This window comes from Galbibacter orientalis DSM 19592 (assembly GCF_000260115.1).
GTDB lineage: Bacteria > Bacteroidota > Bacteroidia > Flavobacteriales > Flavobacteriaceae > Galbibacter > Galbibacter orientalis.
Map to the genome: position 1 here is coordinate 3,581,267 of NZ_JH651379.1, position 24,250 is coordinate 3,605,516.

26 protein-coding genes and 1 pseudogene are annotated in these 24,250 nt (G+C 32.7%); 21 read left to right on the forward strand and 6 right to left on the reverse strand.

Annotation, left to right across the window (positions count from 1 at the left end):
- The first annotated feature begins 14 nt into the window (after positions 1–14).
- From proC to JOOMADRAFT_RS15720, 11 genes are all read left to right on the forward strand, one after another.
- Positions 15–803: a pyrroline-5-carboxylate reductase gene (gene proC / locus JOOMADRAFT_RS15670; protein ID WP_008615081.1), complete on the forward strand. Its 789-nt coding sequence runs from the start codon at positions 15–17 to the stop codon at positions 801–803.
- 113 nt (positions 804–916) lie between these two features.
- Positions 917–2,059 carry an aspartate aminotransferase family protein gene (locus JOOMADRAFT_RS15675; protein WP_008615082.1) on the forward strand — a complete coding sequence of 381 codons (1,143 nt, stop codon included), beginning with the start codon at positions 917–919 and terminating at the stop codon, positions 2,057–2,059.
- Entirely contained in the window at positions 2,059–3,255 is a 1,197-nt protein-coding gene (locus JOOMADRAFT_RS15680) for a glutamate-5-semialdehyde dehydrogenase (RefSeq protein ID WP_008615083.1), read from the forward strand. The genes JOOMADRAFT_RS15675 and JOOMADRAFT_RS15680 overlap by 1 nt, the downstream gene beginning before the upstream one ends.
- Positions 3,256–3,346: 91 nt before the next feature.
- Positions 3,347–4,129, forward strand: coding sequence for a glutamate 5-kinase (gene proB, locus JOOMADRAFT_RS15685; RefSeq protein WP_008615084.1), 783 nt, complete (start codon positions 3,347–3,349; stop codon positions 4,127–4,129).
- 185 nt (positions 4,130–4,314) lie between these two features.
- On the forward strand, positions 4,315–5,091 hold the full coding sequence (proB, locus tag JOOMADRAFT_RS15690; protein ID WP_040879785.1) for a glutamate 5-kinase: 777 nt from the start codon (positions 4,315–4,317) through the stop codon (positions 5,089–5,091).
- A 46-nt stretch (positions 5,092–5,137) separates the two neighbouring features.
- Positions 5,138–6,076, forward strand: coding sequence for an N-acetylornithine carbamoyltransferase (locus JOOMADRAFT_RS15695; RefSeq protein WP_008615086.1), 939 nt, complete (start codon positions 5,138–5,140; stop codon positions 6,074–6,076).
- 194 nt (positions 6,077–6,270) lie between these two features.
- Complete coding sequence (gene argB, locus JOOMADRAFT_RS15700) at positions 6,271–7,044, forward strand: acetylglutamate kinase (RefSeq protein WP_008615087.1); 774 nt, start codon at positions 6,271–6,273, stop codon at positions 7,042–7,044.
- A 443-nt stretch (positions 7,045–7,487) separates the two neighbouring features.
- Positions 7,488–7,838, forward strand: a complete 351-nt coding sequence (locus tag JOOMADRAFT_RS15705) for a four helix bundle protein (protein ID WP_008615088.1) — start codon at positions 7,488–7,490, stop codon at positions 7,836–7,838.
- A gap of 98 nt (positions 7,839–7,936) precedes the next feature.
- Positions 7,937–8,998: a M20 family metallo-hydrolase gene (locus JOOMADRAFT_RS15710; RefSeq protein ID WP_008615090.1), complete on the forward strand. Its 1,062-nt coding sequence runs from the start codon at positions 7,937–7,939 to the stop codon at positions 8,996–8,998.
- 337 nt (positions 8,999–9,335) lie between these two features.
- A complete protein-coding gene (gene argH, locus JOOMADRAFT_RS15715; RefSeq protein ID WP_008615091.1) occupies positions 9,336–10,616 on the forward strand; it encodes an argininosuccinate lyase in 1,281 nt (426 codons plus the stop codon).
- 165 nt (positions 10,617–10,781) lie between these two features.
- Positions 10,782–11,549 carry a porin family protein gene (locus tag JOOMADRAFT_RS15720; protein ID WP_008615092.1) on the forward strand — a complete coding sequence of 256 codons (768 nt, stop codon included), beginning with the start codon at positions 10,782–10,784 and terminating at the stop codon, positions 11,547–11,549.
- Between the two features lie 387 nt (positions 11,550–11,936).
- Here JOOMADRAFT_RS15720 and JOOMADRAFT_RS20765 read toward each other — a convergent pair whose 3' ends face one another.
- Positions 11,937–12,179: an alpha/beta fold hydrolase gene (locus JOOMADRAFT_RS20765; RefSeq protein WP_394359003.1), complete on the reverse strand. Its 243-nt coding sequence runs from the start codon at positions 12,177–12,179 to the stop codon at positions 11,937–11,939.
- A gap of 9 nt (positions 12,180–12,188) precedes the next feature.
- Positions 12,189–12,353, reverse strand: a complete 165-nt coding sequence (locus tag JOOMADRAFT_RS20210) for a hypothetical protein (RefSeq protein ID WP_157136695.1) — start codon at positions 12,351–12,353, stop codon at positions 12,189–12,191.
- 215 nt (positions 12,354–12,568) lie between these two features.
- Here JOOMADRAFT_RS20210 and JOOMADRAFT_RS19745 point away from each other — a divergent pair, with 215 nt between their 5' ends.
- The 5 genes and pseudogenes from JOOMADRAFT_RS19745 (at position 12,569) to JOOMADRAFT_RS15750 (ending at position 15,265) form a co-directional block, all read left to right on the forward strand.
- Positions 12,569–13,132: a Crp/Fnr family transcriptional regulator gene (locus JOOMADRAFT_RS19745; RefSeq protein ID WP_008615094.1), complete on the forward strand. Its 564-nt coding sequence runs from the start codon at positions 12,569–12,571 to the stop codon at positions 13,130–13,132.
- Between the two features lie 69 nt (positions 13,133–13,201).
- Complete coding sequence (locus tag JOOMADRAFT_RS15735; protein ID WP_040879787.1) at positions 13,202–13,561, forward strand: hypothetical protein; 360 nt, start codon at positions 13,202–13,204, stop codon at positions 13,559–13,561.
- Between the two features lie 21 nt (positions 13,562–13,582).
- Positions 13,583–13,966 carry a hypothetical protein gene (locus JOOMADRAFT_RS15740; RefSeq protein ID WP_040879789.1) on the forward strand — a complete coding sequence of 128 codons (384 nt, stop codon included), beginning with the start codon at positions 13,583–13,585 and terminating at the stop codon, positions 13,964–13,966.
- A gap of 242 nt (positions 13,967–14,208) precedes the next feature.
- Entirely contained in the window at positions 14,209–14,832 is a 624-nt protein-coding gene (locus JOOMADRAFT_RS15745; RefSeq protein WP_008615095.1) for a DJ-1/PfpI family protein, read from the forward strand.
- A gap of 112 nt (positions 14,833–14,944) precedes the next feature.
- A pseudogene (locus tag JOOMADRAFT_RS15750) lies at positions 14,945–15,265 on the forward strand (YegP family protein).
- Positions 15,266–15,389: 124 nt separating this feature from the next.
- On the opposite strand, the gene JOOMADRAFT_RS15755 reads toward JOOMADRAFT_RS15750, so the two are convergent.
- Both JOOMADRAFT_RS15755 and JOOMADRAFT_RS15760 read right to left on the reverse strand, forming a co-directional pair.
- The gene (locus JOOMADRAFT_RS15755; protein WP_008615097.1) at positions 15,390–15,506 is read right to left on the reverse strand and encodes a hypothetical protein; all 117 of its coding nucleotides are present in this window, start codon (positions 15,504–15,506) and stop codon (positions 15,390–15,392) included.
- A 183-nt stretch (positions 15,507–15,689) separates the two neighbouring features.
- Positions 15,690–16,871, reverse strand: a complete 1,182-nt coding sequence (locus JOOMADRAFT_RS15760; RefSeq protein WP_008615098.1) for a YbfB/YjiJ family MFS transporter — start codon at positions 16,869–16,871, stop codon at positions 15,690–15,692.
- Between the two features lie 106 nt (positions 16,872–16,977).
- Between JOOMADRAFT_RS15760 and JOOMADRAFT_RS15765 the strand changes: the two genes are divergently transcribed.
- On the forward strand, positions 16,978–17,844 hold the full coding sequence (locus tag JOOMADRAFT_RS15765; protein WP_008615099.1) for a LysR family transcriptional regulator: 867 nt from the start codon (positions 16,978–16,980) through the stop codon (positions 17,842–17,844).
- Between the two features lie 127 nt (positions 17,845–17,971).
- On the opposite strand, the gene JOOMADRAFT_RS15770 is transcribed toward JOOMADRAFT_RS15765, so the two are convergent.
- The gene (locus tag JOOMADRAFT_RS15770) at positions 17,972–18,328 is read right to left on the reverse strand and encodes a winged helix-turn-helix transcriptional regulator (protein WP_008615102.1); all 357 of its coding nucleotides are present in this window, start codon (positions 18,326–18,328) and stop codon (positions 17,972–17,974) included.
- A 103-nt stretch (positions 18,329–18,431) separates the two neighbouring features.
- Here JOOMADRAFT_RS15770 and JOOMADRAFT_RS15775 point away from each other — a divergent pair, with 103 nt between their 5' ends.
- From JOOMADRAFT_RS15775 to JOOMADRAFT_RS15790, 4 genes are all read left to right on the forward strand, one after another.
- Positions 18,432–19,178 (forward strand): SDR family NAD(P)-dependent oxidoreductase, encoded by a 747-nt coding sequence (locus JOOMADRAFT_RS15775; protein WP_008615105.1) that lies wholly within the window; start codon positions 18,432–18,434, stop codon positions 19,176–19,178.
- A 486-nt stretch (positions 19,179–19,664) separates the two neighbouring features.
- On the forward strand, positions 19,665–20,537 hold the full coding sequence (locus JOOMADRAFT_RS15780) for an HD domain-containing protein (RefSeq protein WP_008615106.1): 873 nt from the start codon (positions 19,665–19,667) through the stop codon (positions 20,535–20,537).
- A 223-nt stretch (positions 20,538–20,760) separates the two neighbouring features.
- Complete coding sequence (locus tag JOOMADRAFT_RS15785) at positions 20,761–21,342, forward strand: TetR/AcrR family transcriptional regulator (protein WP_008615107.1); 582 nt, start codon at positions 20,761–20,763, stop codon at positions 21,340–21,342.
- 41 nt (positions 21,343–21,383) lie between these two features.
- On the forward strand, positions 21,384–22,175 hold the full coding sequence (locus JOOMADRAFT_RS15790; RefSeq protein WP_008615108.1) for an SDR family NAD(P)-dependent oxidoreductase: 792 nt from the start codon (positions 21,384–21,386) through the stop codon (positions 22,173–22,175).
- Between the two features lie 396 nt (positions 22,176–22,571).
- Here JOOMADRAFT_RS15790 and JOOMADRAFT_RS15795 read toward each other — a convergent pair whose 3' ends face one another.
- Positions 22,572–24,242: a RagB/SusD family nutrient uptake outer membrane protein gene (locus JOOMADRAFT_RS15795; RefSeq protein WP_008615109.1), complete on the reverse strand. Its 1,671-nt coding sequence runs from the start codon at positions 24,240–24,242 to the stop codon at positions 22,572–22,574.
- Positions 24,243–24,250: the final 8 nt, after the last annotated feature.

Genomic DNA, 24,250 nt, shown 5'->3' on the forward strand with positions numbered 1-24,250 from the left:
TAAAAACAAAACAAATGAAAGTTACCGTTATTGGATCAGGAAATCTAGGAAAATCAATCATTACCGGAATTGCATCCAGCGATTTATTTGATTCAAAGAACATCTTAGTAGCAGACAAATCAGATGAGAATCTGGAAATTATTAAAAAACAAGCTGGCGTATCTGTTACGTCCGACAATATTAAAGCAGTAAAAGAGTCTAAATGGGTAATACTTTGTATTCAGCCTAGAATTCTTAAAATTGTTCTTAATGAAATTAAAAATCACATTACAGATGATCAAATTTTAATTTCAACCGTTACAGGAGTTTCTATTAGCGAAATCAATGAAATTGTTCCAAACAATAAAGTGATTAGAGCTATGCCAAATACTGCTGCAGTAAAACTACAATCTATGTCGTTTATCTGTGCTGATAACATAGAGCATGAAGATGTACATTTTGTAGAAAAAATGTTTGGAACCATTGGTAAAACAATGATAATTGAAGAGCGTTTAATGCAAGCTGCAACTGTACTTGGAGCTAGTAGTACTGCTTTTTTCTTACGTTTCTTACGTGCATTAACACAAGGAGGTGTACAAATGGGATTCCACCCTCACGAAGCGCAAGAAATTTCAGCACAAGTAGCTATTGGTGCAGCAGCATTAATTGAAGATGGTACACATGCCGAAGTTGAAGTAGATAATGTAACTACACCAATGGGTTGTACTATTGAAGGATTAAATGCCATGGAGCATAACGGATTAAGTTCTGCAGTAATAAAAGGTATTATGGCAGCTTACAAAAGAATTAGTGATATTAATTAACCTTTGTATAACTGAAAGTTAAAACGAGTTCATTAACAAATTTTATAACATTACTTAAGAACAACGTTATATACTATCAGTTTTACAAAAAATACAAACTTTCAATACAATAAATGAAACTGTTTGATGTTTATCCATTATACAACGTTACTCCTGAGAAAGGAGAAGGCGTTTACGTTTACGATGAAAAAGGGCAAAAATATTTAGATCTTTACGGAGGTCATGCTGTTATTTCAATTGGTCATGCGCATCCTACTTATGTAGAACGAATTACCGAACAAGTAAACAAACTTGGCTTCTACTCCAACGCCATTCAAAATCCACTTCAAGTGGAATTGGCAGAAAAGTTAGGAAGGCTTTCTAATTGCGAGGAATACAATTTATTTCTTTGTAATTCTGGAGCAGAAGCCAATGAAAATGCATTAAAATTAGCCTCTTTTCACACCAATAAAAAGCGGGTTATAGCTTTTAAAAATGCATTTCATGGAAGAACATCTGCTGCAGTAGCAGCTACAGACAATGGAGCTATCAATGCTCCAATTAATAATCAGCACAGCGTCACAACATTCCTTCCTTTTAACCAACTTCACTCTTTAGATTATGAATTAGCGTTCGGTGACGTTTGTGCGGTTATTATAGAGCCTATTCAAGGTGTTGGAGGTTTAGACGAACCTACCACAGAATTTCTTCAAGGCGTTCAACAATTATGTAAAAAATATAATGTTGTTTTGATTTTAGATGAAATTCAATCTGGATATGGAAGAAGCGGAAAATTCTTCGCTTTCCAACATCATGACATAGAACCTGACATAATAACAGTTGCTAAAGGTATGGGAAATGGATTTCCAATTGGAGGCGTATTAATCCATCCTAGATTTGAAGCTAAGTATGGAATGCTGGGCACCACCTTTGGGGGCAATCATTTGGCATGTGCCGCTGCCCTTGCAGTTCTAGAGGTTATCGAAAATGAAAAATTGATTGATAATGTGAACGAAATTTCTGCTTATTTTATTGAAAAAGCCAAGAAAATCAAGAGTTTACAAAAACTTAAAGGTAGAGGATTGATGCTTGGTATGGAGTTTGAACAAAATGTATCAGAAATAAGAAAAGAGCTTATTTACGAGAAAAAAATATTTACAGGCGGCTCGTCAAATAAGAACTTATTAAGAATTTTACCGCCATTAACGATTGGAAAACATCATATAGACACTTTTTTAAATTCGTTGTCTGATGTTTTAAAAAATCAAAACTTGTAATGAATAAAATACTAACAATTTCCGAAAGAAATAATGTATTATTAACGATGGCAGATCTTATCCGAGAGGAAAAAGAGGCTATCATAAAACAAAACAAGAAAGACCTAGACGGCTACAATGGCGATGATCTCGCTATGGAAGACCGACTAAAAGTTGATGATGCCAAAATTGATGGGATGATAGCATCTTTAGAAGAATTGGCATCGCAAGCTGATCCTTTAGGAAAAGAGCGTTTCCATTTCAAGCATGATAACGGAATGGATGTTTACAACAAAACAGCTCCTTTCGGTACTATCATGATTATTTATGAATCTAGACCTGATGTAACAGTAGAAGCAGCTGGAATTGCTTTTAAATCGGGTAACAAGATATTATTAAAAGGAGGAAAAGAATCTTTAAATTCAAATCTTTTAATCGTAGATTTATGGCATAGAGCCATGAAGAAACATGGTGTTTCTACTGTGTGGGTTGAATATTTACAGTTCAACCGTCAGGAAACACAAGCGTTCCTTGAAAACCCAACACAACAGATAGACCTTATTGTCCCAAGAGGAGGAGAACGTTTAATTCAGTTTGTAAAAGAAAACGCAAACTGTCCTGTTATTGTTAGTGGGAGAGGAAATAACTTTGTTTATGTTCATAAAGATGCAGACCTAGATTTAGCGTTAAAAGTAATTATTAATGCTAAAACTGCTAAGATTTCTGCATGTAATGCTTTAGACAAAGTATTAATAGATACCAACCTGCCTAATTATAAAGAGTTTGTAAAAACACTTCTTAATAAATTAGCAGAATTTAAAGTTGATGTTCATGTAGATCAAGAACTCTCGGATATGGAAAATGTTACCGTTATAACAGATGACGCCATATGGTATGAAGAATTCTTGGATTATAAAATCGTAATTGGAGTTATCAATTCTGAAGAAAATGCTATTGCCAAAATAAATAAATATTCTGGTGGGCATTCTGCTTCAATCATTACCAAAGACAATGGTGTTGCAGAAGAGTTTATGGCTACTGTAGATACAGCAGCTGTATACCATAATGCTTCAACTAGATTTACCGATGGATCTCAATTAGGTCTTGGTGGAGAGTTGGCAATTAGTACAGATAAGTTACATCAGCGTGGTCCAATTGGCCTTGAGCATTTGGTTACCAATAAATGGTATATCCACGGTGACGGACAAATAAGATAATATAATTCAGAATAATTTCAATAAATAACCGAATTGTAATAACGCTCAATAGGTGAGCATTTACATTTATAACATAACTAAAAACAAAAAAATGAGTAAGCCCGAAAAAAAGAAGAAAAGAATTCTTTTAAAAATAGGATCTAATACGCTTACAAAAGAATCTGACCAAATATCTAGAGGTAAATTAGAAGATATTGGTCGCCAAATCGCAGCACTTCAAGACGATTACGAGTTTGTAATTGTAAGTTCTGGTGCTAAAGTGGTTGCTAAGCAGTTTGTAAACTTAGAAAGCACTTATAGCGAAGATATTAACGTGAAACAAGCCTTGACCTCTATTGGTCAGCCTCACTTAATCCGTATTTTTCAAGAAAGTTTTAGAGAATTAGGATTATTGGCTTCACAATGCCTTCTTTCTTATTCTGATTTTGAAAAAGATGTTTCTAAAGAGAACATTGTAAACACCATTAATATTTTAGTTGATAATGGATACATTCCAATTATTAATGAAAATGATACGGTAGCTACCGATGAAATTCAATTTGGAGACAATGATAAATTAGCAGCTTTGACTGCTGCTTTATTGAAGGTAGATTTATTGATTATTGCAACAAATACCAATGGTATTTATACAAAGGAGTCTTTTGCAGAAGGCTCTCCAGAAACTATTGAAGAAGTAGATAATTTCTCCGACCTTAAAAAAGAGGTGATGGACGATACTAAGTCTTCTCATGGTACTGGAGGGATGAGCTCAAAAGTAATTGCTTTGGAAATTGCCAACAAAGCAAATATAGAAACATGGATTGTAAATGGTTTAGAAGATAATTTCATCTTAAATACTATTAACGACAACACTCCTTATACTAAAATTGAATGATATTTTAAATCCCTCATTGAGGGTTTTATTTCCCAGAGCCTGTCCTGAATTTTCTGAAGGGTTCTACGCCGAAATGGATAAAATATAAGTATAAGTAAATAACGCCTGTAAAGTAAATATTAGCATATTTTTAAATATGAAAGCAAAACTTTCGGGCGTTTTTTATGTCATTTTTCCAACTAAAAATGAAAGAAACAACCAAAAAAAGAATTGTTCTTAAAATAGGTTCCAATACCTTAACTCGAGAGACCAACCATATTTCTCGTGGAAAAATTGAAGATATTGCTCGTCAAATTGCTGTTTTAAAAGACACCTATGAGTTTATTATTGTAAGCTCTGGCGCTATTGCAGCAGCCAAACAATTTGTAAATTTAGAGAGTAATGGAAAAGAAATCTACGTAAAGCAAGCCTTAGCTTCTATAGGGCAATTGCATCTCATGCGTATTTATCAGGAGAATTTTAGAGAGCTTGGACTGTTAATTTCCCAATGCCTCCTCTCCTATTCAGATTTCAAGAGTAAAACTTCCAAAGAAAATATTGTAAACACTATAAATATTTTATTGGAAAATGACTATATACCAATTATCAATGAGAATGATACAGTAGCTACCGATGAAATAAAATTTGGAGATAACGATAAACTTGCTGCCTTAACAGCAGAATTATTAACAGCAGATTTGTTAATAATTGCTACCAATACCGATGGGATTTATACCAAAAAATCGATGCTAGAAAACAAGCCACAAACTATTAAAGAAGTTATTGGTTTTGAAAGTTTAATAAATGAAGTAGCAGATGGAAAATCTTCTCACGGAACTGGAGGTATGAAATCTAAAGTCGATGCTGTGGAAATAGCAACTTCAGCAGGAATTGAAACATGGATTGTAAACGGACTCAAAGAGAATTTTATTACAAATGCTGTTCATAATTTAATCCCATATACTACAATAAAACCAAAATAAATTGCTTCCTTTTATTCTGAAAAAGGAAAAATAAAATAAAAAACAAATGAAACAGTTTTTAGATTTAGAAGACATTCAAAACGTACCGAACTTAATAGAAAAAGCAATAGCTTTAAAAACAAACCCTTTTGCTCATAAAGAATTAGGAAATAATAAAAGTATAGGATTATTATTTTTTAATTCTAGTTTACGTACACGATTAAGTACGCAAAAGGCGGCTCAAAACTTAGGAATGGACGTAATGATTATGAATCTAAACTCGGATGGCTGGGGATTAGAGTTTGAAGATGGAAGCGTAATGAATGCTAACACCGCAGAACATATAAAAGAAGCTGCTGCTGTAATTTCTCAATATGTAGATATTATCGCGCTTCGTGCTTTTCCTTCGTTAACAGACAAGAAAAAGGATGAAGAGGAACAAATTATTAAAAGTTTTCAGAAATATGCCTCTGTTCCAGTTGTAAACATGGAAAGTGCAACTGCACACCCTTTACAAGCCCTAACTGATGCTATTACTATTACTGAATTTAAACAAAAAAATCGCCCAAAAGTAGTATTAACATGGGCACCGCATCCACGTGCTTTACCACATGCCGTTCCAAATTCTTTTGCTAAAATGATGCAAATGATAGCTGTGGATTTTGTAATAACACATCCTAAGGGTTATGAATTAAATCCAGAAATTACTAAAAACACCCCAATTATATACAATCAAGAAGAAGCTTTAAAGGGAGCCGATTTTGTGTATGCAAAAAATTGGAGTAGTTATAATGACTACGGACAAATAAAAAGCACAGATGAAAACTGGATGGTAACAAAAAGTAAACTTCAGACTGCTAAATTTATGCATTGTTTACCAGTAAGACGTAATGTTATTGTTGCAGATGAAGTGCTGGACAGCAATCAGTCTTTAGTAATTCAGCAAGCAAATAACAGAACCTATGCAGCTCAAGCTGTTCTAAAAGAGATTTTGGAGAATAGATAAAGGAAGTGGCAAAGTGGCAAAGTGGCAAAGTGGCAAAGTGGCAAAGTGGCAAAGTGGCAAAGTGGCAAAGTGGCAAAGTAAATGTATTAAATCTGGTGAGAAATAAAAACGTTAGGAGAAACAATTCTGGAGCAATCATCAAAATACTAAAATAATTTTGAACCTCTGAACCTCTGAACCTTAAAAAATATAAAATGAAAGTATCAATCATAAAAATAGGCGGTAATTTAATAGAAGATGAATCTGTATTAAAAAAAGTATTGCAGAATTTTGCTAGACTGGAAGGTGCAAAAATTCTTGTTCATGGTGGTGGGAAACTAGCTACACAGGTTTCAGAAAAATTAGGAATCGCTACACAAATGGTAGATGGAAGAAGAATTACAAACCGCGAGACATTGGATGTAATTACCATGGTTTATGGCGGACTCGTAAATAAAACTATTGTTGCCAACTTACAATCTCTTAATTGCAACGCTTTAGGATTGTCTGGTGCAGACCTAAATAGCATCAAATCGGTAAAAAGGCCTGTAAAAACTCACGATTTTGGTTTTGTGGGGGATGTTACAGCCGTTAATTCCGAAATGTTTTCGTTACTCTTAAACAATAATATAACGCCAGTTTGTTGTGCTATTTCTCACGATGGAAACGGACAATTATTTAACACCAATGCCGATACTATTGCTTCTGAAATTGCAATTGCCTTAGCTAAAAATTTTGAAGTAGAACTCTACTATTGCTTTGAAAAAAAAGGTGTTTTACGTACCATAGAAGACGAAGATTCTGTAATAACAGATATCAATACAGAAATCTATCAAGCCTTAATTAAAGAAAATATTATAGCAGATGGAATGCTTCCTAAAATGCAGAATTGCTTTAATGCATTAGAAAGAAATGTATCAAAAGTATTTATAGGAAGTATAGATATGCTTTCTGAAGAAAATCAATTAAGGACAACAATAACATTGTAGCAAAGAGGCAAAGAGGCAAAGAGGCAAAGAGGCAAAGTAAATGTATTAAATCTGATGAGAAATAAAAACATATAGAACGTAGTGTTCAGTTAACAGAGCTCAGTTAGCAGTTATTTTGACCTTTGTAACAACATAATCTCGTAACAACGTAACTTTTAACTTTAAAACTTAAGAACAAAGTGGCAAAGTGGCAAAGTGGCAAAGTGGCAAAGTGGCAAAGTAAATGTATTAAATCTGATGAGAAATGAAAACATATAGAGCGTAGTGTTCAGTTAACAGAGCTCAGTTAGCAGTTATTTTGACCTTTGTAACAACATAATCTCGTAACAATGTAACTTTTAACTTTAAAACTTAAGAACAAAGTGGCAAAGTGGCAAAGTGGTAAAGTGGTAAAGTGGTAAAGTGGTAAAGTGGTAAAGTAAATGTATTAAATCTGGTGAGAAATGAAAACATATAGAGAGTTAATTGTATGGCAGAAATCAATGGAATTAGTAACCAAAAGTTATAAAATTTTCACTGACTTCCCTAAAGAAGAAGTATTTAGTTTAACATCACAACTCAAAAGATCTATTGTTTCTGTGCCATCAAACATAGCCGAAGGCTACGGAAGAGATAGTAAAAAAGAATATGTTCGTTTTCTGTACATTGCTATAAGTTCTTTATTTGAGTATCAAACACAAATAGAAATTGCTTACAACTTAAAATTTTATACTAAAGAAAAATTTAATAATCTATTTGAAGATTCAAGAGAAATTGAAAAAATGTTATCCTCGCTAATAAGAAAGCTAAAATAACTTTGCCCCTTTGCCCCTTTGAACCTCTGAGCCTTTGAGCCTTTGAGCCTTTGAGCCTTTGAACTTAAAAAAACAAATGTAACTTTCAAACTTAAACAATGACCATACAGCAACTTACACAAGAAGCCATAGACCTTTTGAAATCGCTAATTAGAACGCAATCTTTTTCTTCAGAAGAAGAGCAAACTGCTGCGCTTATAGAAAAATGGTTTCAGAGATACAACATTCCTTTTAAAAGAGAAAACAATAACATTTGGGCTTTTAATCAAGATTATACAGAAGGAAAGCCATTACTGCTATTAAATTCGCATCACGATACCGTAAAGCCGAATACCGCTTACACCAAAGATCCTTTTGATGCTCATATTGAAGACGGAAAATTGTATGGACTCGGGAGCAACGACGCTGGTGGATGTTTGGTATCCTTAATTGCCACATTTACATACTTCTATCAGCAGAAAAATTTAAATTATAATATTGTTATTGTAGCTTCTGCTGAAGAAGAGAGTTCAGGGCCAAAAGGACTTAATTCAGTATTAAAAAGTTTACCAGAAATTGAAGTTGCTATTGTAGGAGAACCTACATTGATGAATCTTGCAATTGCCGAAAAAGGACTGGTAGTTTTTGATGGTTTGGTAAAAGGAACTCCTAGTCATGCAGCACATCCAAACGATGATAATGCCATATACAAAACCATAAATGTTTTACAATGGTTTAAGGATTACAAATTTGAAAGGATCTCGGAAGTTTTAGGTCCGGTTAAAATGACAGTTACCCAAATTGAAGCTGGAAACCAACATAATGTGGTTCCTGCGGAAGTAAAATTGGTTATTGATGTACGTGTAAACGATAAATATAGTAATGAAGAGGTTTACAATACTTTAAAAGAATTAGCTCCATGCCAAGTAACCCCTCGCTCATTACGATTAAATTCATCTGCAATACCAAAAGAACATGCGTTGGTAAAAGCTGGAATTGAATTAGGAAGAGAAACTTACGGCTCTCCTACCCTTTCCGACCAAGCTACTTTGAGTTGCGCCTCGTTAAAACTAGGACCAGGAGATTCCACTCGTTCGCACTCGGCTAATGAATTTATTTATGTAAATGAAATAGAAGAAGGCATCGATTTATATATTAAATTATTAGAAAAGGTATTGTAAGTTGAGAGAGATTGAGAGATTGAGAGATTGAGAGATTGAGAGATTGAGAGATAAAAGGAATGATTTATATATTCAACAGTTAATTTGTAGCCGAAAAATGTTTGCTATCAGTAAATAAAAATTAATGCTTATAATAACTGTTATAAAACTTCTAACTCAAAAAAAAGTATCTTTGCTTTCGTCAATCAACTACCTCTAGGCAAGCCTACGAGGTAGTTAAAGGAAAATAATTTAATCCATTTCAACGTAAAGCAATTCAGTAAACTCAGGATAGGCTCTGGGGAATAAAACCCTCAATGAGGGATTTAAAAGAAATAAAAACAATAAAATATAGACCATGAAACTTTGGGACAAAGGTTTTTCTACAGATAAAAAAATAGATATTTTCACAGTTGGTTCAGACAGAGAACTCGACTTAGTTATTGCCAAGTATGATGTGTTAGCATCTATAGCACATGCAAAAATGCTGCATAAAATTGGTTTAATTACTGAAAAAGAAGCTATTAACTTAGTAAAAGAGTTAGAAAACATAGGAGAAACCGTTAAAAATGGTACTTTTTCAATCGACGATAATTTTGAAGATGCACATTCAAAAATAGAGTTCCTTTTAACTGAAAAATTAGGAGATACAGGAAAACGAATTCATACAGCACGTTCTAGAAACGATCAAGTTTTAGTGGCAGTTAATTTATATTTAAAAGCCGAATTAGAACAAATAAAGAATAATACTAAAGAGCTCTTTGATGTTTTAATGGATCTGGCAGAGACACATAAAAAAACCTTATTACCAGGGTACACACACCTACAAATTGCCATGCCTTCTTCCTTTGGATTATGGTTTTCTGCTTATGCGGAAAGCTTGATAGACGATTTATATTTTATTGATGCCGCACATAAAATTGTAGATCAAAACCCACTTGGAAGTGCTGCTGGCTATGGGAGCTCCTTCCCTATTGATCGGGATTTTACTACCAAAGAATTAGCTTTTGAAACACTAAAATATAATGTTGTAGCTGCGCAAATGAGTCGTGGGAAATCTGAAAAAAGTACTGCCTTTGGATTGAGTAGCATTGCTGCCACACTTTCTAAAATGTCTATGGATATTTGTTTGTATATGAGTCAGAATTTCGATTTCATAACCTTTCCAGATGAGCTAACTACAGGTTCAAGCATTATGCCGCATAAAAAAAACCCAGATGTTTTTGAGCTTATTCGAGGAAAATGTAACAAAATACAAGCAGTTCCTAACCAACTAGCTATGCTTACTACCAATTTACCAAGTGGTTACCATAGAGATTTACAGCTAACTAAAGAGATTATAGTTCCTGCCATTCAAGAATTAAAATCGTGTTTAGAAATGCTTACATTTTCTATTAAAAACATCATAGTAAAAGAAAATATTTTAGATGATAAAAAGTACGATTACCTTTTTAGTGTAGACACTTTAAATGATTTGGTGTTAAATGGGATGCCATTTAGAGATGCTTATAAGCAAATGGGAGAAGAAATACAGCGAGGGGAATTCACTCCAAAAAAAGATATTTCTCATAGTCACAAAGGCAGTTTAGGGAATTTATGCCTAGATGAAATTAAAGCGAAAATGGAAAAGCTGTTTTAGTAATCTGAATATTAGTATCTTTAATTTCTCATAGAGGTCTGATTCTCAAAAAGCTTATACCATATTTGTTCAAGGGGTCTGCGTCAATATGAGTTATATTTATTTGATTAACATCCCTCATGGACTCCCCCGAAGTAGTTGATTTATCATTCTAAAAAAGTTCGTATGAAAAAAAATATTAAAAATTCTCAATCGATATTTTTAACAACTATTGTTTTTAGTTTTTTAATGCTTTTCCCTCTGTTAACTTATTCTCAAGCGGCTATTATAGCAGCTATATTTGGAGATAAAGTAGCTTCAGAAAAATTTAATTTAAGTATGGAAATAGGTGTTCCATTAACAAACTATAGTAATATAGAAGGGAATAAGCCTAATTTAGGATTCAATTTTGGGATTGCAGGAAATATTAAAATTAACGATTCTTGGTCGGTGAGTCCAACCGCCTATTTTTTGGCTAAAAGGAGTTTTGATATTAAGAATTTTTCTTTAGAAAGTCCAGATGCCCATTTAAATGAACTATACAATAATGTTCCAACAACTATAGAGCTCAACTATATTCAAATTCCTATTTTTATAAATTACAAAATCCCTAATTCTAAATTTAGAATTGGTTTAGCTCCTCAAGTATCGTTTAAACAAAATGTAGATGCTACATTTAGCTCTGAAATTGGAGAATTTGAACGAGCCGTAGGAATCCGAGTAAATAATATTGATTACGGATTAATAGCTAATTTGAGTTACTATTTACAATATAAGAGAAACGGGAAAGGTTTGTATGTAAGTTTACGTTACAACCAAGGTTTTACAGATGTTTTTAAAGATTCTTTTATTGAAGGAACAAATAGGAATCATTATTTATCTTTCAATATAAGCTTACCTTTTCTTACTGATGAATTGGCTCAGAAAAACCTAAATACGCAGCCAAAACCTTGATGCGTTAGAAGATAATAAACCATTTTAAAGCTTCATCAAAAAGTCCCTTTTATAGTTTTGCTTCGGCAATGACACTACATACATGTAGCTTGGTATTTTGTTTTATAATCTATAGCTTGATTTATATTTGAAAAAAGGGAATCATTTGGAATCGTTGGGTTCACCCCAAAAGATTTAAATATTTGCATTTCAGTTTGTTATAAAACACTATAAAGAAAGAATAAAAAGAGAAATAAAAAAAACCATTTTTTAACCAATAGTAATTAAGTTTAATATCAATGTGTCAAAATAGCTTCATCCTCTTTAAACAACTTAGTATAAATTTTATTTAAACTTTGCACTAGAAAAGAATGGAAAAATATGATGCGAAAAAACAGTTAATACTATTCAATAAATACCATCTAAAACAATATTTAAATCCTTTGGTATTCTATCTGCAAAATTCTCATTTAGTTTAATTCCCTGTTTCCAAACTTCATCACCACCCCAATACGGTGGAGCGATAAGGAATAATCCATCAACGTTTTTACGCATTCCGTTTTCTGATAGATATTTTAAAAGCATTGAGGCACCAAAAGAATAACTTATCAAAAATAAATCACCCTTAACAGAATAAATTTCTTTGTCAATTTGCTCTACCTATCCAAAATCAGGAAGCGTTTCATTAAAATATATTTGCAGATTACGTACTTCATAGCTATCTCCCAATTCCTTTCGAAGTGAGGCGGCTAATTTAGTATCTGTCTCATAGTCCCCTTTACCTCCCCCATGGATGAATACTACCTGTTTTACCTTTATTGCCATTATTTTTATCTCAATACAATCATACACTTACAAATTTAACAAACTCTTTTCTGTGAAGGCATGAAGAATAATGACTTCTATTTAACAAAAAATATAAATTTATTTTAGAGTTTGTTAAATATATTTACAAAACTAATTATGGAAATTTTAATTATTAAAATCAATTAAACTTCCATAAAACATAACTTATCAACCTGTAAAACAAACCCGATATAATGATAGATTTCTTTGAGTTTTGTAATAAGATTTCTCCACTTGATAACATCGCTTCTGTTGAATTAAGTTCTATCTTAAAATTAAATAGTGTAAAGAAGAATGAACCTATTGTAACACGTTCTCCTCATGCTCGAGAGTTCTATTTTATAAAAAAAGGAATCGTAAAATTATGCTTTAATGGAGATGGCACGGAATTTACTATGCGATTCTTTGAAGCACATACGCTACTTTGTGATATTGAAAGTTGCACTAAAAACGAACATTCCAAATACCGTATTGTAGCGATTGAAGATACCGAGTTTTTTTCCTTTTCTTTTTTTGAGTTTGAAAAGTTATGCCTTACACATCATTCCTTGGAAACATTTTATCGCAGATTTATGACAATGGCCAACCTAAATATGATGGAAAGGATTAGTGAAATTCTTGAAGAAAACGCAACAAAAAGATACAATAATTTCATTAAAAAAAAACCTCATTTACTGCAACGCATTAGTTTAGGTGAACTTTCTAATTATTTAGGAATCACTCAAGTTTCTTTAAGCAGAATAAGAGCCCTTAAATAGTTTTTTATCATTTGTTAAATGAATTATGCTAGTTAAGATTGATTTTTGTTATTTATTAAAAATAAGCAAATGGAAGAAAACACAAATTTAAAAGTAGTAAATAATCACCTAAACTATGACAAGGTATCCTTAGTTAAACCTTCAACCTCAAGTTACATTCATATAGCTGCTGAAATCGATAAAAAGAACATTCCATTTTTTCTCACCAGTAGTTCTAAAAAAAAAAGACTCATTGCACAATGTAAAAAATGGTGCCACCTATTAAAAAAAATAAACGGCGTAATTGAAATTCATCTATTTAAAGCAACCATAATTCCCCCTGGAATAGGAAAATATGTAAAAGAAAATATTCATGAAATACATTTGGCAAAATTTGATTTTGTCATTTTGATTGAGACCAACTCTGAAAAAACACATACTGAGGTTTAAAATAATGAGGTTTATAAAAAAATGTTGAATACTATAGAAAGAAAAGCCAGTTATACAAACATTATGTTTGCAGCTAATGTTAGAAAAATTAACGATGTAGATCATAAAAAGAAAGGCGTATTCCTTTTTAACTATTTCTCTGCTAAGAACACAGAACAAAACTTAAAAGTTTGGGAGTATACTGCAGGTTGGTTTCAAAAAGAAACTGGTTTAAACAATTCTACCCTTTTATTACCAGTTGGAGAAAGAAATTTTCAATATTCAATAATTAACCATTGCAGGTGGGATAGTTACATACATATTTTACCTGCTTTAATTTTTAAAAAGACATTTAAAAAATATGTACTAGACAATTTTTATATAAATAATGTTGGGGCTCAACCCATCCTGTATACAATTTTATAAAATGATTGTTCTATTGGATTTATCAACGAATAAGCCTTACTTTTCCAATTATTGTATTTAACTACTATACAGAAAAAGCTAACTTACTATATTGGGACTATAGGGGATCCTATATATTTGCTAATAATTTTTCATTAATTAAGTTGTAAAATAAACCACTATGGATTTGAAATCCATAGTGGTTTATTTTATAGATTAGTGTAAATGTTATTTATGAATTATAAACTCAAAGAAGTATTCTCATGAATCATTTAGAAGTAAAGAACCTAAACGATTACAAAAAAATAAATGTAGGAATTTTTATATTCAATGAAGTCGAAGTTTTAGATTTTACTGGCCCATTTGAAGTTTTCTCTTTAGTAGAATATAACAATGAAAAGGTTTTTAATGTGATCACAATTGGGGAAGATGACAAATTATTGCATGCAAGAAATGGATTAAAAGTGCATTCGGATTATCAATTTGAAAACCATCCAGAACTCGATATACTAATAATTCCAGGTGGTTACGGTGCAGAACACATTGAAATAAAAAATAAGTGTTTACTTAATTGGATAAAAGAACAAAGTAAAAAAGTTCAAATTTTAGCCTCCGTTTGCACAGGAGCTCTTTTACTCGCTGAATGTGGTTTACTAAATAATAAGAGAGCAACCACTCACTGGATGGATTTAGACAGATTGGAAAAGGATTACCCCAAAATTAAAGTAGTAAGAGGTGTTAAATTTATAGATGAAGGGAACTTAATAACATCTGGAGGAATTTCAGCAGGAATTAACATGTCTTTTCATATTATAAAACAATTGATAGGAATGGAAATAGCAGTGTGCACTGCAAAAAGAATGGAATACGATATTGTTATAAAATAAAGTCCTTATAAAAAGATATATGTTATCATACTCAAAATGTAGCTGTTTTATAAAGCACAATACAACATGATTGAAATTATAGATTTAAGCCACAAAATATGGAGAATTTGAAATAAGCACCGATACATCTGATAAATATCGGTTTAATCTATAAGCTACGAATGGACAAGTGATTTTAAGTAGTCAAGGGTACACCACTAAATCAGCTTGTGAGAATGGTATCGACTCTGTAAAGAAAAATATTCAAGATGATGAAATGTTTGAACGGAATACCGCCAAAGATGGAAGTCCGTTTTTTAATTTAAAATCGAGTAATGGTCAAGTAATTGGTACTAGTGAGATGTATTCGAGTACTTCGGCTATGGAAACTGGAATCACTTCTGTTAAATCAAATGCACCTGATACAGTAATAGTAGATAATTCTCAACTATAAACACATAAACGCTCTCTTTTGCTATTACTATAATAGCGATCATGATAAGGCAGACTAACACCAATTAGTCTGCCTTTTTGTTTACCTATTTTTTCCTTCTTCAACGGACACTTTTCTAAACTCTTTAAAAAGCTTTGTAAGCTCTAGTTCCAGCTGCTTTATTTCCACTTTCTAGTTGCGAGTTTGCATCTTTTTGAAATGATTCGAATTCGGCTTCGATCTTTGAAATTAAATCTTTCATGTTACTTTTTTTTAAATTGATGATGTAATATAAATAGAAAAATTATTTTTCATTTGAGGGCAAACTTTTTTCTATAGTATCACTATTACACCTTAAGTCCTAATGATATAGATTTGAACTTGTAATTATCTCATAGAAGAATTACGCCCAAGAATAAATGATGGTTTTATCACAATACTAGTGCTACTGCCGTACTGACTTGGAACTCCAATAATCCGCAATACTTCCAATAATTAATGAGATGGATCCAATTGTAAAAAGCATTGTATAAGACCCATACCTGGAGAAAAGGTAGGTTAATACATATGCAGTTAGGGCATGAGCTACAGAATAGGTTACTGTCATATAACTCCATACTTTTTTCTGGTGACTTTGTGAGACCAATTCTCCAGTTCTACCTGCGGCTAGAGAGCTTATTCCTAAAGCTAAACTACCCACAAAAACACTGGATGCAGCAAGGCTCCATATGGAGGTAGACATTAATGGTAAAATAACGCCAATAGCCTTGATCAGCAAACTTATCCTTATACTTTTTGCAAAACCAATTTTATCTGCGATGTACCCTGTTAATAAGGGTCCGAGCGCGGCAGCGATCCCTAAAAGCACCCACAATTGTGTCCCCTTCCCTATTCCTAATTTTAACCCTCTACTGATAAAATCTACCCAAAAGACCGTATGTGGAACAAACCCTACTGCATTAGAAGCATAAGAAACTATCAGTAAGATGATGGTTTTATTCCAAACCCTACTACCTGAACCATAAGTTAAGGATGTGATCTTATGCTTTTCATTACTTCCATTAGGCCACCCGTTCCAAGTAACCGATATCAAAACTATAGCTGTTATTACATAAGCAAACCATGTTATTGACAAGCCTTTATCTACAAGTAGCGGGATGATTGTTCCTGACAAGGCAATACCTATTCCAACTCCAGAGAAAACTAATCCTCCTACCAGTCCCTTTTTATCGTTTGATGTATATTTAAAAAGAGTGGGAGCTGTGAGAACCATTAAAACACCGCCAGTAATACCTGCAATAACTCTTAGTGTAAAGTACAAGAGAAATGAGAGTTGAAAAGAACATCCAAGAAATGTTATTGCTGTAAATAATAGCATTACCCGTATTAATGTAACCGAAGGAATATACCTATTCAATAGTGTTGCAATCATGGAACCTATAATATAGCCTGTTAAGTTAGCAGCTCCTAGGTAATCTGCCTGTGCAATGGTGAACCATTTTTGATTAATTATTTCGGGGATGAGCGGTGGATAGCCAAACCTACCAATACCTATCCCAACTAATAGCGCGGCTAGACCGGTAAAAGAATAACCAATAGGGTATTTCTTTTTCAATTCTTTATTCATAACAATTCATTTTAAACAATGCAAAACTATTTGTATTTTTACATATGTAAAAACGATATATAATGATATATATTTATCATTAAAAACGAATAATAATATTGATAAAATGAATATTAATGACTTAAAAATATTTATAGCAGTGGCAGAGTATGAAAGTATAACTAAATCCGCAGCCATAAATAATACTGTTCAATCTAACGTATCAGCGAGAATAAAATATTTAGAAGAACAATTGGGAGTGACACTCTTAACCAGAACAACTAGGGTAATAAAGTTGACAGAAGAAGGAATACAGTTCTTAAAAGCAGCTAAGGAAATTATAAATATTTTAAGTGATTATAAGAATTCAGTCAACAAAAATGGGGTGGTTACAGGGCAATTAAAAATTGGAGCCCTACAGTCTGTTGCAGCATTTAGAGCACCAGACATTCTTCAAAGATTTGTGTCTAAATATCCAGAGATGGATTTTATTCTGAAAACAGGAACAACGGATGAATTAATAAAGAAAGTGATTTCGTTCAAACTTGATGGTGCCTTTGTTGCAGGAAGGGTGAAGCATTCAGACCTAATAGTGAAACCTATTATTATGGAGAAGATGTGTATTGTCTCTACGCCATTATATGGCAGTATTGATCTTTTAAAAAAAAGTAATAAACCTATTAAATTAATTGTTTTCAGTAAAGGATGTTCCTACCGTAACCTTTTAGAAGAGTTACTTACTGAAATGGGTCTGATAAATTTAAAGATTATGGAGATGGATTCACTTGATAGCATTATTCGGTCAGTGGAAAATGGTTTAGGAATTACACTGCTTCCTGAGGAATTAATTAAGAAAAACTATGCTTATAGAAGTTTGGTTAAAATAAAGATACCGATAAAATATGCCCTATACCCTACTGTTTTTATAAGAATGAAGAACTCGCTTTCCAACAGAGGTTTGCAACTATTTGAGAATTCAATTGAAGACCAATAATTACAGTAGATTCTCAGTTTAAAGTTCAAGTGCTAGCTATACGCTGACCTGAATAAACTACCCTGCACTTAAAATGGAGGATGAGCTAAAAAAACAACATAGATAATTATAGTCTAGAGGAAAAAACTTAGCTACCAATTATTTTCCTTCTGTGCCTTTTTCCCCATTCTGTCAAATTATCTATAATTGTTCGTAATGTTTTTCCGTGCTCGGTAAGTTGGTAATGAATAGTTACAGGATGTGTATCTATAACTGTACGCGTGATTAACTGATTGATTTCAAGCTCCTTTAACTCTTTACTTAACATTTTATTGGATATGCCATGTACATCGTTTAGAATATCTGAGAATCTTCTTTTATTGTAAAAACAAATAGATGATAGGATCGTTATTTTCCACTTTCCCCGTAGCACATCCATAGTGTCTTGAACGGCCATCATTTCTTTTTTATGTTGATCTGGTTTGAATTCTTCGCACTCCATCATAAGTTACTTTGTTACTTTAAGGTTACTGTTACTTTTTGTTACTTAATAACAAAAATAAATAAAACTGTTCTAAGTTTGTATCCAAACTATAAATAATTATAAAATGAATTTCGAAAATAAAAATGTAGTAATTACTGGTGGAAGTACAGGTATAGGGTTTGCAACGGCAAAAGCCTTTATAGAAAAAGGTGCAAATGTATGGATCACAGGAAGAAGTGCAGAAAATCTTCAAAAAGCAGCTGCAAAAATAAACAGCCAACGATTGAATACAGTAGTTTCAGATACTTCAAATTTAACCGGGATTACAGTATTAGAAAAAGCAGTTTCAGAAAGTGGAATTAAAATAGACGTTCTTTTCATAAACGCGGGAACAGCTGTATTCGACTCCATTGAACAAGTAACAGAAGAAGATTTTGATGCCCAATTCAACACCAATGTAAAAGGAAGTTTCTTTACATTGCAAAAATTACTTCCTCACATTAAAGACGGAGGAGCTATATTATTTACATCATCAACCGTAGCAACAGCAGCCAATTTGGGATCAAGTGTCTATGCTGCCACTAAAGGGGCACTTAATAAGATTGCCCAAATTGCAGCAAACGAGTTGGCTGACAGAAAGATTAGGGTAAATATTGTGAGTCCTGGCCCTGTTCAAACAGAAGGTCTTGACAGTGTAGTTCCTACTAAAGAAGCAAAAGGCCATTTGGCTTCGGCAACAGCTCTACAAAGACTAGGGAATCCTCATGAAATTGCAAAGGCGGTATTGTTCTTAGCTTCAGATGAGGCAAGTTTTATCTTGGGAACAGAATTATTGGTTGATGGTGGCTACACCACCTTCGCAAAAAAATAAAGTAATGAATTTGCACAGGCATTAATTGTACTAATTTTTGCCTGTGTATTTTAATTAATAGTGGAATGGTCGGAACAAACTGTCATAAATCAAACTAATAAATTACCATTGGAATATAAATCGTTTTTAATTAAACTGATAATATAAAATCATAGTAGTAGACAGAAAATGGTCTTCTCTATTGCATATGATAAAACTAAGTAACGTAAGCACCTCATTCTCCTAAATTCCGAGAAAAGTTACATTTTCAGACGGTAGCGCTTCCGTAAATAAGTCTTGGACACCATCCCAAATTTCTCCTTTCCATTGCGTAAACTTTTCCTACTAAACTGGAGAAGAACACTTTGTCATTGCTCCAGAATTGTTTATTCAGTCTGCCCTACGAGTCTACTAAGAATGAAAAATGTTATGTCATCCCTAATAAATGACAGGGATAATATTATTTTTATATTTTATACAACAAATTACCTGAAAGCTAAAATATAAATGAAATACATAGATAAAATTTACGGAGAATTTGAAATCACAGGAGTAATTGAAGAATTGATTAATACAAGAGTATTTCAAAGATTAAAGGGAATCCATCAAGGAGGAGCAATTTTTTTAGTCAATCCGGAAATAAACCATACGAGATTTGAACATTCAATCGGAGTGATGTTACTCATAAAAAAATTAAGGGGCAGTAGTGAAGAGCAAATAGCTGGATTAATTCACGATATTTCGCATACAGCATTCTCTCATTTAATAGATTACGTATTGGAAATCGAAGAAGAAGATTATCACGAAAAAAGGTTTGAAGAAGTCTTAAGAGATAACGAACTAAACGCTGTTCTCAAAAAATATCAACTAGATATTAATAAATTCATTGAAATTGAAAACTATCAGATTTTAGAATATCCCCTACCCAATTTATCAGCCGATAGAATAGATTATACTTTAAGAGACTTATTTCAAATTGGAAAGATTACGAGGAAAGAAATTTTATGGTTTCTAAGTGGGCTGAAAATAGTTGATAATAGAATTGTCTTGATTTCTGAAGAGCACGCAAAGTGGTTTCAATCAAAATATGAATTTTTAGTAGCTGAATATTTTGGGGGGAAACAAAACAAAGGGGTGAATATCTTAATGAAGAAGATTGTAAAAGATTGTCTAACAAAAGGAATTATTCAAGAGGAGGATTTTTACCAAGACGATTTCTATTTAATAGACAAAATAAACCGCTCCGTTAATCTAAAAAAAATGATAAGCGAAATCAATAGTTTGAAGATAGAAAACGAAAAAATAACACAAAAGAAAAGAAAGATTGACCCTGAAATACTTGTTGATAATCGAGTCTTAAAATTATCCGAAATAAGTTAAAAAGCCAGCAGGTAACATTGCTTATAGCAAATGCTGGAAAAGTGCTCGAAATTTATGAAATTATCACTAAACAAATTTACGTCAGACAAACAAGAAAGCGACTTCAAAATTCCGAACTTGCCATAACCAGCGCCCTTAACGGTAATATTGACCCAAATAATAGCTGAAATCATTGGTTTCAGTTTTATTTTTTCTATTTTTGTATCGAATATTACAAAAATAAATGAAAGGAAGGCCAATAGTCTTTAAAGACAAGGAAATGGTGCTCAAAGCACAAGAACTATTTTGGGAAAAAGGATATAACGCCACGTCCTTGTCGGATCTAAGTACTGCGACAGGTGCAGGTGCAGGTAGTTTATACAACACCTTTAAAGGAGGAAAAAAAGAGCTTTTCAAAAAATCGCTTCAACAACGCAAAGAAGATTTAGAAGGTTTCAAAATCAAACTAGCCAATAGCGACACTCCTATTGAATTAATTAAATCGTTTTTCATAAGTGTGGCCACTGCATCAAAAAAATCTCACTTGAAAGGATGTATTGTTGCAAATACAATAGTTGAGATGACTTTTATAGATGAAGAACTAGAAAATGAAGCAATAGAAATTTTAAAAGAAACTGAAAAACTTTACACCACAACTATTCTTGCAGCACAGAAAAAGGGAAACATCAAATCAAAAATACCAGCACCTACTTTAGGAAAGCATTTAATTACCCTTTGGTGTGGAATTAATACATTACGAAGAATTTATCCGGATAAAGAAATTTTAAAACAACAAATTGAATTACAACTACAGCTAATCAATTAAAAAAATTTAATTATTTATTTAATAATCATTACAAAAATAAAATGGATTTAAAATTAAAAGGAAAAAGAGCATTTATTAGTGGCTCAACACAAGGCATTGGTTTTGCTATTGCACAACAATTATTAGAAGAGGGAGCTTCTGTGACAATTAATGGACGACAAAAATCAAAGACAGAACAGGCGAAAGAAAAACTACAAAAACAATTTCCTAATACTCAGGTTTCGGCAATTTCAGCAGATTTTTCAAAGAAAGAAGAAGTTGAAAACTTACTTAATCAATTAACTGATATAGCTATTTTGATAAACAATGTCGGAATCTTTGAAATTGAAGAATTTAAAAACATAAACGATCAAGATTGGTACAGATATTTTGAGATAAACGTAATGAGTGCTGTTCGTTTATCTCGAAAATTATTACCGCAAATGCAAAACAATAATTGGGGACGAATCATTTTTATCAGTAGCGAATCAGGTGTAAATGTTCCTGAAAATATGATCCATTATGGAATGTCAAAAGCGGCTATGGCTGCCATTGCAAATGGACTTTCTAAATTAACAAAAGGAACGGAGATTACGGTCAATACTATTTTGGGAGGACCAACCTATTCCGATGGCGTTGCAGCAACAGTAGCGCAAATTGCAGAAACACAAAACCTAGAATTAGAACAAATGAAAAATGCAATTGTACAACAGACCAATCCACACATTTTATTGCAGCGATTCATTGATCCAAGCGAAATAGCAAGTTTAGTAGCTTATTTAGCAAGCCCTCTATCCATTGCTACAAATGGAGCTTCTTTAAGAGCAGATTCAGGAGTATTGAAAACCATTTAAAAAGCAATAACAAACATTCAAAACGAAGTTCAGGTAAAAACTAATAGAATTTCCAAAACGTAGGCATCCTTAAAACAGTTCCAATTGATTGCTTTGTTTTGCTTTCAGTTTAAAACTCCCGTGCTAGCTATACGCTAACCTGAATGAAATTTATTAAAGATAGTTATTCTTGTAACAAGTTAAAATTAATCCTAGTTACAAAAGATATTGAACATTACATCTACAATATTTGATTTAGAAGGTAGTTAAAATACCGAAAATATGGCTATCAGTACCTCAAAGATTAGCTCCAGGTTTGTTTTTGATAATTATTTCTTTATTGATAAAGCAGCAAATTTCTACATAGATAAAGTAAAATTGCAGGAGTGTTACCACCCCTGCAATAATTAAATCAAACTAATACCCATTATTTTGGGTTACTAAACCAGCATCTACTCCATCAATATATGCTTGTGGAATTGGCCAATATTCATTTTTCCCTTCTATAAAACTGGCGTTAGATAGATGGGTTCTTCTAGTTTTCTCTACTTCAAGATATTTAGAGATAATCTCATCTGCCTTTTTCCATCTAACTAAGTTAAAAAAGCGATGTCCTTCAAGGGCTAATTCTAATCTAGATTCCATACGAACTGCTTCTCTGGCTTGCTCCTGGTTACTCCATACGGAATTATACAACTCAATACTATAATTGGCAGCATTGGCACTCCCATCTAGGGTTTTAACATATGCAGTATTCTTTGCACGATTTCTTATCTGATTGATTAATGTACGTGCTACTTCTAACTGACCAATCTCAACCGCAGCTTCTGCTCTCCATAATAAAACTTCCCCATACCTTAGGATGTAATAATTTAAAGCACTAACATAAGGCCATACTTCTAAATGAAATGATGAATTGGCTGAAACAATTCTTTTCTTCGGACTAAACTCTCCATAAGTAGCCAAATCTCTTGCCCAATTAGCTTCGTATAAAACACCTAAATCTTTATAAGGAACTCCTGGTCTACCTATAGTAATATCTATTCTTGGATCTACAAGATCGGTTTCTTTTAGATTTTCATTACTGTTGGCAGGAAGTCCATTTGCTGTTACCTTATAGGCATTAACCAGATTTTGTGAAGGTCTGTGAAAACCATACTGTGAATAAAAAGGCCCTCCGGGAGCTAACAATCGATCACCAATACTTCCATTATAATTACTTGGTTGCCCATCATTTATAGAATGTTGCACTGCAAAAATTATTTCCTTATTGTTATCGTTCTCAGGTAAAAATAGTTCTTGAAAATCATCCATCAACCCGTAATTACTATTAACAACTTCCGTGGTGGCATCAAATGCCATTTGCCACTTTTCTTGAAATAGATATGTTTTAGCTAAATATGCTTTCGCTGCAATTTTAGTAGGTCGCCCTGCATCTTCTTGAGTAACAGGTAACACATTGTACGCCGCCTGAAAATCAGCTTCTATTTTCCCCCATAACTCTTCAGAGGTAAATTCTGTGTTTGATTTCGCATAATCATTTACGGTTTCAGCAGTTTCATCAATATAGGGAATATGATTATATATTTTTTTCAACTCAAAATAAAAATGTCCCCGTAAGAATTGCAATTCAGCTTTTCTTTGTGCTTTTAAGTTTGTATCAAAATTTTCAGAAGCAGCCAGCAAACGCATTGCTTCATTAACTCTTTTAACACCTTCGTATAATGCCATCCATTTACGTTCTACATCAATAGTGGTAGGTAAGGTGTTAAATATTTCCATTTGGTGAATATTATTTTGATCCCCGGTTCCACCACCTCCCTTGTAGGCATCATCCGATACCACATCACCAAAGCTCCAATTAGACGCTGGAGAATTATAGGCATTACTTGCTCCATCAAATTGCCCATTTAGAACGCTATATGCTGAAATAATTGCGCGTTCAACATTTGCTGGCTTAGTCATTTCATCTGGAGAAACCTCCCCGTAAGTTACTTCTTCTAAATAATCATTCGAACAAGAAGTACTACTTATTACGATTGTTGAAACAACCATAATTTTTGCTATATATGCTTTAAATTTCATCATTATTTTTT